At 63.8% G+C, this 12,749-nt stretch carries 12 protein-coding genes; 7 read left to right on the top strand and 5 right to left on the bottom strand.

The genetic code is table 11. The annotated features are described in order from the left end of the window. The first annotated feature begins 94 nt into the window (after nucleotides 1-94). The 5 genes from THL1_RS00915 to THL1_RS00935 all read left to right on the top strand — a co-directional run bounded on the left by THL1_RS00915 (nucleotide 95) and on the right by THL1_RS00935 (nucleotide 4,180). A complete protein-coding gene (locus tag THL1_RS00915) occupies nucleotides 95-1,057 on the top strand; it encodes a sulfonate ABC transporter substrate-binding protein (protein ID WP_069081516.1) in 963 nt (320 codons plus the stop codon). Nucleotides 1,058-1,158: 101 nt separating this feature from the next. Continuing rightward, a complete protein-coding gene (gene ssuD, locus THL1_RS00920) occupies nucleotides 1,159-2,322 on the top strand; it encodes an FMNH2-dependent alkanesulfonate monooxygenase (protein WP_069081517.1) in 1,164 nt (387 codons plus the stop codon). A 10-nt stretch (nucleotides 2,323-2,332) separates the two neighbouring features. Continuing rightward, the gene (ssuC, locus tag THL1_RS00925) at nucleotides 2,333-3,118 is read left to right on the top strand and encodes an aliphatic sulfonate ABC transporter permease SsuC (protein WP_069081518.1); all 786 of its coding nucleotides are present in this window, start codon (nucleotides 2,333-2,335) and stop codon (nucleotides 3,116-3,118) included. Beyond that, nucleotides 3,115-3,927, top strand: coding sequence for an aliphatic sulfonates ABC transporter ATP-binding protein (ssuB, locus tag THL1_RS00930; protein ID WP_069081519.1), 813 nt, complete (start codon nucleotides 3,115-3,117; stop codon nucleotides 3,925-3,927). The genes ssuC and ssuB overlap by 4 nt, the downstream gene beginning before the upstream one ends. A gap of 37 nt (nucleotides 3,928-3,964) precedes the next feature. Continuing rightward, a complete protein-coding gene (locus THL1_RS00935; protein ID WP_003455791.1) occupies nucleotides 3,965-4,180 on the top strand; it encodes a TOBE domain-containing protein in 216 nt (71 codons plus the stop codon). Between the two features lie 190 nt (nucleotides 4,181-4,370). Here THL1_RS00935 and aguA read toward each other — a convergent pair whose 3' ends face one another. The 5 genes from aguA to THL1_RS00960 all read right to left on the bottom strand — a co-directional run bounded on the left by aguA (nucleotide 4,371) and on the right by THL1_RS00960 (nucleotide 10,184). Next, nucleotides 4,371-5,477 (bottom strand): agmatine deiminase, encoded by a 1,107-nt coding sequence (aguA, locus tag THL1_RS00940; protein WP_069081520.1) that lies wholly within the window; start codon nucleotides 5,475-5,477, stop codon nucleotides 4,371-4,373. A 223-nt stretch (nucleotides 5,478-5,700) separates the two neighbouring features. Continuing rightward, a complete protein-coding gene (gene aguB, locus THL1_RS00945; RefSeq protein WP_069081521.1) occupies nucleotides 5,701-6,579 on the bottom strand; it encodes an N-carbamoylputrescine amidase in 879 nt (292 codons plus the stop codon). 197 nt (nucleotides 6,580-6,776) lie between these two features. Then, nucleotides 6,777-7,421 (bottom strand): TetR/AcrR family transcriptional regulator, encoded by a 645-nt coding sequence (locus tag THL1_RS00950; protein ID WP_069081522.1) that lies wholly within the window; start codon nucleotides 7,419-7,421, stop codon nucleotides 6,777-6,779. A 165-nt stretch (nucleotides 7,422-7,586) separates the two neighbouring features. After that, the gene (locus THL1_RS00955; protein ID WP_069081523.1) at nucleotides 7,587-8,645 is read right to left on the bottom strand and encodes a polyamine ABC transporter substrate-binding protein; all 1,059 of its coding nucleotides are present in this window, start codon (nucleotides 8,643-8,645) and stop codon (nucleotides 7,587-7,589) included. Between the two features lie 153 nt (nucleotides 8,646-8,798). Next, nucleotides 8,799-10,184 (bottom strand): glutamine synthetase family protein, encoded by a 1,386-nt coding sequence (locus THL1_RS00960; protein ID WP_069081524.1) that lies wholly within the window; start codon nucleotides 10,182-10,184, stop codon nucleotides 8,799-8,801. Between the two features lie 278 nt (nucleotides 10,185-10,462). On the opposite strand from THL1_RS00960, the gene THL1_RS00965 reads away from it, so the two are divergent. Continuing rightward, the gene (locus THL1_RS00965; protein WP_069081525.1) at nucleotides 10,463-11,215 is read left to right on the top strand and encodes a gamma-glutamyl-gamma-aminobutyrate hydrolase family protein; all 753 of its coding nucleotides are present in this window, start codon (nucleotides 10,463-10,465) and stop codon (nucleotides 11,213-11,215) included. A gap of 142 nt (nucleotides 11,216-11,357) precedes the next feature. Further along, the gene (locus THL1_RS00970) at nucleotides 11,358-12,716 is read left to right on the top strand and encodes a glutamine synthetase family protein (protein ID WP_069081526.1); all 1,359 of its coding nucleotides are present in this window, start codon (nucleotides 11,358-11,360) and stop codon (nucleotides 12,714-12,716) included. Nucleotides 12,717-12,749: the final 33 nt, after the last annotated feature.

Raw genomic sequence — 12,749 nt, forward strand, 5'->3', positions numbered from 1 at the left:
CGGCGCATTCCGCGCACTGAACGACCCCGCCTTACTCACCCGCTAACGGGCCAGCAGGCAACGACACCACAAGCAAAGTCATGAGGAGAGCGCCATGCGCACTATCACTTTGCGTCGGAGCCTGGCTGCCCTGTTTGCGGCTGCCCTGGCTTTCGGCGCCATCACTCAAGCACAGGCCGAAACCCTGCGGATCGGCTACCAGAAGTACGGCACCCTGGTGCTGCTCAAGGCCAAGGGCACGCTGGAGAAACGCCTGGCTGACCAGGGCATCGAGGTGAAATGGACCGAGTTCCCCGGCGGCCCGCAGCTGCTGGAAGGCCTCAATGTGGGTTCCATCGACTTCGGCGTAACCGGCGAGACGCCTCCGGTGTTCGCCCAGGCCGCTGGCGCCGACCTGCTCTACGTGGCCTTTGAACCGCCGGCTCCGCAGAGCGAAGCGATCCTGGTGCCCAAGGGTTCGCCCATCCAGTCGGTGAAGGAACTGGCCGGCAAGAAGGTCGCGCTGAACAAGGGCTCCAACGTGCACTACCTGCTGGTGCGTGCGCTGGAGGATGCCGGCCTGAAGTACAGCGACATCCAGCCCGTCTATCTGCCCCCGGCCGACGCCCGTGCCGCCTTCGAGCGTGGCAGCGTGGATGCCTGGGTGATCTGGGACCCCTTCCAGGCCGCCGCCGAGAAGCAACTGGAAGCCCGCACCCTGCGCAATGGCGAAGGGCTTGTGGATAACCATCAGTTCTACCTGGCCACTCGCACCTATGCGCAGAAGCATCCGCAGGTGATCAACACGCTGATCGAGGAAGTGCGCGCCGTGGGCGAGGACTCCAAGGCCGATCCGGACAAGGTCACCGAACAGGTTGCGCCGCTGCTGGGCCTGCCCAAGGACATCACCTCCATCGCGGTGAAGCGCCAGGGCTACGGTGCCCAGCCGCTGAGCCCAGAGGTCGTCACCGCGCAGCAGAAAATCGCCGACACCTTCACTGCGCTGAAGCTGATCCCGAAAAAACTCAGCATTGCCGACGTGATCTGGACGCCGCCCGCGAAGGTCGCGCAGCAGTAATTCCGAAGCAATGGGCGAGATCGAGCCCGGCCGGCGCTTCCCTCACCCCCGGCCCCTCTCCCGCAAGCGGGAGAGGGGAGGTTTTTTAAGGAGACCACTCCATGAGCTTGAACATCTTCTGGTTCCTGCCGACCCACGGCGACGGCCACTACCTCGGCACATCCGAAGGTGCCCGCGCCGTTGACCACGGCTACCTGCAACAGATCGCCCAGGCGGCCGACCGCCTCGGTTTCGGCGGCGTACTGATCCCCACCGGGCGTTCCTGCGAGGATTCCTGGCTGGTGGCAGCTTCGCTGATCCCCGTGACCCAGCGCCTGAAGTTCCTCGTGGCCCTGCGCCCCGGGATCATTTCGCCGACCGTGGCGGCGCGTCAGGCGGCGACCCTGGATCGCCTGTCCGGTGGCCGCGCGCTGTTCAACCTGGTGACCGGCGGCGACCCGGACGAACTGGCCGCCGACGGCCTGCACCTGAACCATGAGGAACGTTACGAAGCCTCGGTGGAGTTCACCCGCATCTGGCGCCGCGTGCTGGAGGGCGAAACCGTCGACTACGACGGCAAGCACATCCAGGTGAAGGGCGCCAAATTGTTCTACCCCCCGCTGCAGCAACCGCGTCCGCCGCTGTACTTCGGGGGCTCCTCCGAAGCGGCCCAGGACCTCGCGGCCGAGCAGGTGGAGCTCTACCTGACCTGGGGCGAGCCGCCGGCAGCGGTGAAGGAGAAAATCGAACAGGTACGCGTCAAGGCCGCCAAACAGGGCCGCACCGTGCGCTTCGGCATCCGCCTGCATGTGATCGTGCGCGAAACCAATGAAGCCGCCTGGGCGGCTGCCGACCGCCTCATCGAGAACCTAGATGACGCGACCATCGCCAAGGCCCAGGCTGCCTTCGCCCGCTTCGATTCGGTGGGCCAGCAGCGCATGGCCGCCCTGCACAATGGTCGCCGCGACAAGCTGGAAGTCAGCCCCAACCTTTGGGCCGGCGTCGGCCTGGTACGTGGCGGTGCTGGCACCGCGCTGGTGGGAGACGGCCCGACCGTGGCCGCGCGGGTGAAGGAATACGCCGACCTCGGCATCGACACCTTCATCTTCTCCGGCTACCCGCACCTGGAAGAGTCCTACCGCGTCGCCGAACTGCTGTTCCCCCACCTCGACGTGGCCCGTCCGCGCACCAACGATGGCCTGGGCTTCGTCAGCCCCTTCGGCGAGATGGTGGCCAATGAGGCCCTGCCCGAGGCCAAGCTGCACACGCTGGCATCGCAGAGCTGAGGGCGCGGGGATGAAACTCGAATCCATACTTCTGCGCCTGGCGCCCTGTGCCTTGCCCGTGGTGCTGCTGGCGATCTGGCAGGTCGCGGTGGAAACCGGCCTGCTGTCTACCCGAATCCTGCCGGCGCCGAGCGCGGTGCTGGCGGCGGGCTGGGACCTGCTGTCCAGCGGTGAGATCTGGACTCACCTGGCCATCAGTGGCTGGCGTGCCGGGATTGGCTTCGCCATCGGCGGCGGCCTCGGCCTGCTGCTGGGCTTCACCACCGGCCTGTCGAAGTGGGGCGAGCGCCTGCTGGACAGCTCGGTGCAGATGATCCGCAACGTGCCGCACCTGGCGCTGATCCCGCTGGTGATCCTGTGGTTCGGCATCGATGAGTCGGCGAAGATTTTCCTGGTTGCCCTCGGCACCCTGTTCCCCATCTACCTCAACACCTACCACGGCATCCGTAACGTCGACCCGGCGTTGGTGGAAATGGCGCGCAGCTATGGGTTGTCCGGCTTCGCACTGTTCCACCAGGTCATCCTGCCCGGCGCGCTGCCCTCGATCCTGGTGGGCGTGCGTTTCGCCCTCGGCTTCATGTGGCTGACGCTGATCGTCGCCGAGACGATTTCCGCCAGCTCCGGCATCGGCTATCTGGCGATGAACGCCCGCGAGTTCCTGCAGACCGATGTGGTGGTACTGGCGATCCTGCTCTACGCGGTGCTCGGCAAGCTGGCCGACGTGGCGGCCCGTGGCCTCGAACGTATCTGGCTGCGCTGGCACCCGGCCTACCAGACCAAGGGAGGTGCCGCATGAACGCCGCATTGCAGACTCCACAACGCCTCAAGCGCGGCATTCCGCTGGCGCTGCGTGGCATCGGCAAAGCCTTTGGCGAGCGCGAGGTGCTCAAGGGCATCGACCTGCTGATTCCCGCCGGCCAGTTCGTTGCCGTGGTCGGTCGCAGCGGTTGCGGCAAGAGCACTCTGCTGCGTCTGCTGGCAGGGTTGGACAGGCCTTCCCGTGGCGAGTTGCTGGCCGGCTCGGCGCCGCTGGAAGACGCCCGCGAAGACACCCGGCTGATGTTCCAGGACGCACGTTTGCTGCCCTGGAAACGGGTGATCGATAACGTCGGTCTGGGCTTGTCCGGCGACTGGCGCCCGCGTGCCCTGGAAGCCCTCGAAGCAGTGGGCCTGGCCGACCGTGCGCATGAGTGGCCGGCGGCGCTGTCCGGTGGCCAGAAACAGCGCGTGGCCCTGGCCCGCGCGTTGATTCACCAGCCGCGCTTGCTATTGCTGGATGAACCGCTCGGCGCCTTGGATGCGCTGACCCGTATCGAGATGCAGCAGCTCATCGAGCGCCTCTGGCAGCAACATGGCTTCACCGTGCTGCTGGTCACCCATGACGTCAGTGAGGCTGTGGCCGTTGCCGACCGGGTGATCCTGATCGAAGAGGGCGCCATCGGCCTGGACCTCGCCGTCGAACTGCATCGCCCACGAGCCCGTGGCTCGGCACGCCTGGCCGCGCTGGAAGCCGAAGTGCTGGACCGGGTGCTGGCGCTGCCGCCGGCCCCTCCGGAACCCGAACCCGTTTCCCCCCTGTCCACGCAGTTGCGCTGGGCGCTTTGAACCAAACCCCAATACCCCGAGCAAAGGAATAACCGCCATGACCATCAAAGCCATCAACGTCCGCAACCAGTTCAAGGGCACCATCAAGGAAATCATCGAAGGCCCGGTGCTCTCCGAGATCGACGTGCAGACCGCCGCCGGCATCGTCACCTCCGTGATCACCACCCGCTCCGTGCGCGAGTTGGAGCTGGGCATCGGCTCCGAGGTGATCGCCTTCGTGAAATCCACCGAGGTGTCTATCGCCAAGCTGTAAAGCGGGTAATGGGGGCTCTGTTGTAGGGGCGAATTCATTCGCCAAGGGCAGCGCAGCTGCCCTGCGATGCCAAGCAGGGCAGACCTTCTGTCTGCTTGGCGAATAAATTCGCCCCTACAGGATGTCGCTTCCGACAGACCCGAAAAAACGAACCCCCGCATTTGCGGGGGTTCGTTCATCCCGGCTTCGCTCAGCGCTTTTGCGGCGCCGGCTGCTGCTGGGTGATGCAGTGGATGTTGCCGCCGCCGAGGAGGATCTCGCGGCCGGGCACCATCACCACTTCGTGCTGCGGGAAGAGGCGCTTGAGGATGGCTTCGGCCGTGGCGTCCTTCGCATCATCGAACTTCGGCGCAACGATGCCGCCGTTGACGATCAGGAAGTTCACGTAGGAGCCGGCCAGGCGGATCGACGGATCGCGTTCCTGGGTGCCTTCCACCAGGTCCACGCCCGCGCATTCTTCCTCGGTGGCGTAGATCGGGCCGGGGATCGGCATCTTGTGCACCACCAGCTGGCGGCCCTTGGCGTCACGAGCGTGCTCCAGCACCTTCATGGCGGCTTGGCAGCGCGGGAAGTTCGGGTCGTGCGGGTCATCGGTCCAGGCCAGCAGGACTTCGCCCGGGCGCACGTAGCAGCAGAAGTTGTCCACGTGGCCGTCGGTCTCGTCGTTGTAGAGGCCGTCCGGCAGCCAGATCACGGTTTGCACCGCCAGCTGCTCGCGCAGCACCGCCTCGATTTGCTCGCGGGAGAGGTGCGGGTTGCGGTTCTTGTTCAACAGGCATTCTTCGGTGGTGATCAGGGTGCCTTCGCCGTCCACGTGGATGGAGCCGCCTTCCAGCACGAAGCCGTCGGTGCGGTAGCGCTTGCAGCCTTCGATCTCGAGGATCTTGCGCGCTACCTGGTCGTCGCGGTTCCAGGGGAAGTAGAGGCCGCCATCGAAGCCGCCCCAGGCGTTGAAGGTCCAGTCCACGCCGCGAACGTCGCCATTGTGGTTGACCACGAAGGTCGGGCCGGTATCACGGACCCAGGCGTCGTCGGTGCTGATTTCCACCACGCGGATGTTCGGCTTGTCGAGGCGCGCGCGGGCGTTCTCGTACTGGGTGGCGGAGACGCAGACGGTCACCGGCTCGAAGCGGGCGATGGCCTTGGCCACGGCGGTGAAAGCCGCTTGGGCGGGCTTGCCGCCAAGGCGCCAGTTGTCGGGGCGCTCCGGCCAGACCATCCAGGTGCGGGTATGGGGTTCCCACTCGGCGGGCATGCGGAAGCCGTCGTCGCGGGGGAGGCTGTTAAGTGTGTTCATCGACAATTCACCGTCAGTCTGTTCAGGATCTTCTGCGCGTCGGAATAACTGCGTTGAGAATGGCTTCGGGCTTGCTCATTTACAGCTCGTAAACTCCGCGCCCTCAGCCATTCTCGCCTTGTTCTTCTCTAGCTCGCGAGATCCCGAGCAGCTTTTGAAAGAGCAGGGGCCAACCCGCTGGCGAACAGTGCATCGCCATCGGGCTGGCCCCTGGATTCGGGCATTACGACTCGAGGGAGCCGTCCAGGGTCTTGATCGGGGAGTATAGGTTCGGGCGGCGGTCGCGGAACACACCCCAGGCGCTGCGCACGTGCTCGAGTTTGTCCAGGTCGAAGCTGTGCACCAGGATGCCTTCTTCGGTCTCGTTCAGTTCCTCGACCTTGGCGCCGAACTGGTCAGCGATGAAGGAGGAGCCGTAGAAGGTGATGTCGTAGCCGTCCTGCTCTTCCTTGCCAATGCGGTTGGAGGCCACCAGCGGCATCAGGTTGGCGCCGGCATGGCCCTGCTGGACGCGTTGCCAGTGGTCGCGGGAGGTGATGTTGGTGTCATGCGGCTCGCTGCCGATGGCGGTCGGGTAGAAGAGGATTTCGGCACCCAGCAGGGCCATGCTGCGCGCGGCTTCCGGGAACCACTGGTCCCAGCAGATGCCCACGCCGATCTTGGCGTAGCGGGTGTTCCAAACCTTGAAGCCGGTGTCGCCGGGGTTGAAGTAGTACTTCTCGTGGTAGCCGGGGCCGTCCGGGATGTGGCTCTTGCGGTAGACGCCCAGGTTGGCACCGTCGGCATCGATGATGGCGATGCTGTTGAAGCGCGCGCGGCCGGCCTGCTCGAAGTAGCTGATGGGCAGCACGACTTGCAGCTCGCGGGCGACGTTCTGGAAGTGCGCGATGGCCTCGTTGGTCTCGGTCGGTGTCGCCAGCTGCAGGTAGTCCGGATTCGGCTTCTGGCAGAAGTAGGGGGTCTCGAAGAGTTCCTGGATCAGGATGATCTGGGCGCCCTTGGCAGCGGCCTGGCGGACTAGCTTCTCGGCGTTGGCGATGTTCGCGGCGCGATTCCAGGAACAGGCCATCTGGGTGGCGGCGACGGTAACGATGCGGGACATGGAGACACCTCGTCAGGACGAATCAGGATCGATTTCCGGATATCTATCGGTAATCGGGACATTTCCTCGCTGGCGGGGGAGAGCCGCCGTGTGGATGGCGACTTTATATCCGATAAAAATCCGTATTTAAAGCGCGTTTTTTCTATCAGGAAAGGAATTCTGATTTATTTGCAGATAAATATCGGCTTTTGGTCGGCTCAGTCGCCCTTGGGCGAGGCGCGCTTCGGCAGGTAGGGCGGCAGGTACAAACCCAGGTAGGCATCGAACACACGCATGCCTTCCTCGGCCAGGCGCGGGGTGATCTCGCCGTGCAGCTGGACCGAGCGGGCGTAGACGCGGTCGCCCAGTTCCATGGCCAAGGCGAAAACGTCCACATCCTCGGGCAGCACTGGCAGCTCGAAGTGGCGCTCGAAGAGCGCATGCATCAGCCGGCCCAGTTCGATGTCGTGCTGGCGGTCTGCCTGGGTGACTTCGGTGAGGCCGTGCTGGGCGAGGATCAGTTGGCGCGCCGCGGCGTCGCCGGCATAGATCGACAGCATGCGTTCTTCCACCACTCGCGAAAGGTCGTGCCATTGGCGCAGGCCGCCGTGCGCGATGGGCTGCTGCAGGCAGGCGCGGAAGTCTGCGTGGATATCCGCGGTGAGGGCTTCGAGGATGGCCGGCACGCTGGAGAAGAAGTGGTAGACGGAGGAGGGCGGCATCTCCGCGCGTTCTGCAACGCTGTAGATCGACAGGTTGGCCACGCCCTGCTCGGCCAGGAGGGCGCGGGCGGCGTCGAGAATCGCTGCGATGCGCAGCTGGCTGCTGGCGCGCGGCTTGCGGGCGGTGGCGGTACGCGACATGGGGGGCTCCTTTCCGTAGAGCCGCTATTGGAATCCAGTCGGTGGCTCCTGGGCAATAGAGCGCGCAGCGATGCGCGTCAATCGCGATTGGATTTCGTCGTAGGGTGCGCCGTGCGCACCGGGGTGTTGCGCGGGCGTTTTGGTGCACGCGGCGCACCCTACCGGCTACTTGCCTTCGCGGAACGCCGTCCACACCTCGTCGCGGGTCGTGCTGAGCTTCTCCGGTACGGGCTCTACGGGGAACAGGCGGCGCTTGGTTTCCTTGTCCGGGTAGAGGCCAGGCTGGTTGCGCAGGGATTCGTCCAGGTACTGGCGGGCGTCGGCGTTACCGCTCGGATAGAGCGTGGCGCTGGTGACCTTTGCCGCTACCTGCGGACGCAGCATGAAGTCGATGAACTGGTGTGCGAGGTCGGCGCGGTTGGCGCTGGTGGGGATCACCATGTTGTCGATGAAGACCACCGAGCCTTCGTCCGGAACCATGAAGGTCACTGGCTGGCCGGCCGCGGCGGCGTTCAGGGCGTCACCGACCCAGGCCATGGCGACGCAGAGGTTGCCGGCGTTGAGGTCGGCGATATAGCGCTCACCGTCGATATAGCGCAGGTGTGGGCGCAGGGCGGTGAGGGTTTCGGCACTGCGCTTGAGCCGGCTCGGCGCGCTGCGAGCCAGGTTGCGACCCTGGTAGTTGAGCAGCACGGCGAGGGTTTCGTCAGGGGCGTCCAGCAGGCTGATGCCGCACTGGCCAAGGCGCGCGCTCTGTCCGGCGTCGAACAGCAGGCTCCAGCTATGGGGCAGCGGGCCGCCGAAGGCTTTCTCCGCTAGCGGCATGTTCACCGCGAGGCCCACCGCGCCCCAGAGGTAGGGCACGGCATGCTGGTTGTTCGGGTCCATGGCTGCCAGCTTGCTCAGGAGCTGTTTGTCCAGGTGCTGGCGATTGGGTAGCCGGGAGAAATCCAGGGGCTGCAGACGACCTTCCTTGATCAGCCGGGGTAGGTCGTTGTGCGAGGGGACCGCGATGTCGATCGGCTCGCCGCTGGCCAGTGCCTTGTCCAGTTCATCGGCGCTGCTGAAGGTGTGGTACTCGACCTTGATACCGGTCTCTTTCTGGAACTCTTCCAGCACCTCGGGGGCGATGTAGTCGTTCCAGTTGTAAACGTGAATCTGGTCTTCGGCCTGGGCCAGTGCGGGGAGCAATGCGAGCAACAGCGGGGCGAGCAAGCGGGGCATGACGTCCTCCCTGGTATGAGCATGCGGGTTCTGGTTGCTGGGTCTTTCGTGTGCTGCACGGCGCCGGCAGCCGGAACGGCCCGCTACGCCGGGGTGTTGCAAAGGGTGCAGATACAACAACGCCGGCCCAGGGGGCCGGCGTTGTGGACTCGCTTACACGGTATGCAGGTACCAGTTGTACTCGAGGTCGGAGATGGAGTGCTCGAACTCCTCCAGCTCGCTTTCCTTACAGGCGACGAAGATGTCGATGTAATCCGGGCTGATGTACTTGGCCAGGATTTCGCTGTCGTCCAACTCGCGCAGCGCGTCGCGCAGGTTGTTCGGCAGGCTCTGTTCCAGCTGCTCGTAGGAGTTGCCTTCGATGGGCGCACCCGGCTCGATCTTGTTGGTCAGGCCGTGGTGAATACCCGCCAGGATGGCCGACATCATCAGGTAGGGGTTGGCGTCGGCACCGGCCACGCGGTGTTCGATGCGCACGGCATCCGCACTGCCAGTAGGTACGCGGACGGCCACGGTGCGGTTGTCCAGGCCCCAGCTCGGCGCATTCGGCACATAGAACTGTGCGCCGAAGCGGCGGTAGGAGTTCACGTTCGGGCACAGGAAGCCCATGGACGCGGGCATGGTCTCGAGCACACCGCCGACTGCATGGCGCAAAGCGGCGTTCTGCTCGGGATCATCGGCAGCGAAGATGTTCTTGCCAGTCTTCTTGTCGATCAGCGAAATGTGCACGTGCAGACCGTTGCCTGCCTGCCCCGGATAGGGCTTGGCCATGAAGGTGGTATCCATCTCATGGTCGTAGGCGATGTTTTTGATCAGGCGCTTGAGCAGTACGGCATAGTCGCAGGCCTTGAGGGCGTCTTCGACATGGTGCAGGTTGACTTCGAACTGGGCCGGGGCGCTTTCCTTGACGATCGCGTCGGCCGGGATGCCCTGGACCTTGGCGCCTTCGAGGATGTCCTGCAGGCAGTCGGCGTACTCGTCGAGGTCGTCGATCAGGTAAACCTGGGTGGACTGCGGACGCTTGCCGGAAATAGGGGAACGCGGCGGCTGCGGGCGGCCGTTGATGTTCTCCTGGTCGATCAGGTAGAACTCCAGTTCGAACGCGGCGCAGATGGTCAGGCCAAGCTCGTCGAATTTCCCCACCATACGGCGCAGGACTTCACGCGGGTCGGCAAAGAAGGGGTCACCTTCGCCTTCGACCTCGTGCATGGTCATCAGCAGCTGCGCGGTCGGGCGCTTCTGCCAGGGCTCGTCACTGAGGGTGTCGGGGATGGGATAGCAGATGCGGTCTGCGTCGCCGATGTCCAGGCCAAGGCCGGTGCTTTCGACGGTGGAACCATTGATATCGAGAGCGAAGATCGAAGCGGGGAGGTTGATGCCTTTCTCGTAGACTTTGGTCAGGCTGGCGCGTTCGATTCGCTTGCCTCGTACCACTCCATTCATATCTGCAATCAACAGGTCGACGAACTGGACCTCAGGATGCTCCTTAAGGAACTCGTTCGCTTCTTGAAGCTGAACGGCACGCGGGGGTACCGACATGATGCAACACCTTTTTTGTTAAAAATATCAATCACGCTCTATCTAAGGTATGAGTCAATCCGAATCACCCTTCGATGTCAAGCGAGCCCTATTTTGCCCTAAAAACGGGCTCGATGGCCAGTTTTGGGGCGTTCTGGGGCATACGAACCTCTCTTGGAGCCATGCTGGACGGGGTGCTCAGTGGGGCGTGTTCAATTTTTTACAGCCCTATTGTGTAAAAAAATGAACAACGCTAAGCTCGGTCGAAACCCATAACAGACAAATAAAACGGGTGTCTCATGCCTCGCCTGCCGCTGATCGGCGTAACCGCTTGCACCAGAGAAATCGGTCCTCAGACCTATCATATAGCTGGTGACAAGTATGTTCGTGCGGTAGCGGTCGGAGCTGGCGGTGTGCCGCTGGTTATTCCGGCCCTGGCTGAACTAATGAACCAATCGACCCTTCTGGCCAGCCTGGACGGTCTTCTCTTTACCGGCTCCCCGTCCAATGTGGAGCCCCATCATTATGAAGGCCCCGCGTCCGCGCCAGGCACCCGACACGATCCCGCCCGGGATCGCACTACTCTGCCGCTGGTCCGAGCCGCTGTTGCCGCCGGCATTCCCGTCCTGGGCATTTGCCGGGGATTCCAGGAAATGAACGTGGCCTTCGGCGGCACCCTGCATCAGCGCGTGCATGAAGTAGAAGGATACATGGATCACCGCGAGCCGGCCGACGAGCCGCTCGACGTGCAATACGCTCCCCGTCACCGGTTGCAGGTGCAGCCAGGTGGCATGCTCGACGGCATCGGCTTGCCGTCCGAGATTCAAGTCAACTCCATTCATGGCCAGGGCGTTGAACGTCTGGCGCCGGGCCTGCGTGTAGAGGCTCTGGCGCCCGATGGGTTGGTCGAGGCCTTTTCGGTCGAAGGCGCCAGGCGCTTTGCCTTAGGTGTGCAATGGCACCCCGAGTGGCAAGTACGGACCAACCCAAACTATCTCGCCATCTTCCAGGCCTTTGGTGAGGCTTGCAGGGAGAAGGCGGGGCAACGCTGAGCGGGAGAACTCTTCAGGAAACCGGCGAAGTTGCCGTGTCGCGCAGTTCGGACTGTACTGATCGCGGCCGGCCGCCTCGTGCGGCGTGATCGGCAAGAACCTGTAGATGCCTCCTAGTGAAGCTCTCAACCCTGAGGTCTTTATGACTACCAAGCTCGACCAGCTGACCAGCTGGCTGAAAGAACGCAAAATCACCGAAGTTGAATGCATGATCAGCGACCTTACCGGCATTGCTCGCGGTAAGATCTCGCCGACCAACAAGTTCCTGGACGAAAAGGGCATGCGCCTCCCCGAGAGTGTGCTGCTGCAGACCGTGACCGGCGACTATGTTGAAGACGACATCTATTACGAGCTGCTCGACCCGGCGGACATTGACATGTTCTGCCGTCCCGACGAGAGCGCCGTCTATCTCGTGCCCTGGGCCATCGAGCCCACCGCGATGGTGATTCATGACACCTTCGACAAGCAGGGCAACCCCATCGAACTGTCTCCGCGCAACCTTCTGAAGAAGGTGCTCAAGCTTTACGCCGACAAGGGCTGGAAGCCGATCGTGGCGCCGGAGATGGAGTTCTACCTGACCAAGCGCTGCGATGACCCGGACTTCCCGCTGCAGGCCCCGCTGGGCCGTTCTGGCCGCCCGGAAACCGGCCGCCAGTCCTTCTCCATTGATGCGGCGAACGAGTTCGACCCGCTGTTCGAGGACATGTACGACTGGTGCGAAACGCAGGACCTGGACCTCGATACCCTGATCCACGAGGAAGGTCCGGCGCAGATGGAGATCAACTTCCGTCACGGCGACGCCCTGGACCTGGCCGACCAGATCCTGGTGTTCAAGCGGACCATGCGCGAGGCCGCCCTCAAGCACAACGTAGCGGCGACCTTCATGGCCAAGCCGATCACCGATGAGCCGGGCAGCGCCATGCACCTGCACCAGAGCGTGATCGACATCAAAACCGGGAAGAACATCTTCTCCAACGATGACGGCTCCATGAGCGAGCTGTTCCTCAACCACATTGGCGGCCTGCAGAAGTACATCCCCGAAGTGCTTCCGCTGTTCGCGCCGAACGTGAACTCCTTCCGTCGTTTCCTGCCGGATACCTCCGCGCCGGTGAACGTGGAATGGGGTGAGGAAAACCGCACTGTGGGCCTGCGCGTACCGGATGCCGGTCCGCAGAACCGCCGCGTGGAAAACCGCCTGGCCGGCGCTGACGCCAACCCTTACCTGGCCATCGCCGCGAGTCTGCTGTGCGGCTACATCGGCATGGTGGAAGGCGTTAACCCCAGCGCGCCGGTCAAAGGTCGTGGCTATGAGCGCCGCAACCTGCGCCTGCCGCTGACCCTGGAGGCCGCGCTGGAGCGCATGGAGTCCTGTCGGGACATCGAGAAATACCTGAGCGGCAAGTTCGTGACGGCCTATGTGGCGGTCAAGCGTGCCGAGCATGAGAACTTCAAACGGGTGATCAGCTCCTGGGAACGTGAATTCCTTCTGCTCTCCGTCTGATCTGGAACGGAGGCCGGCCGCCTCGGCCGGCCC

This window comes from Pseudomonas sp. TCU-HL1 (assembly GCF_001708505.1).
Taxonomy (GTDB): domain Bacteria; phylum Pseudomonadota; class Gammaproteobacteria; order Pseudomonadales; family Pseudomonadaceae; genus Metapseudomonas.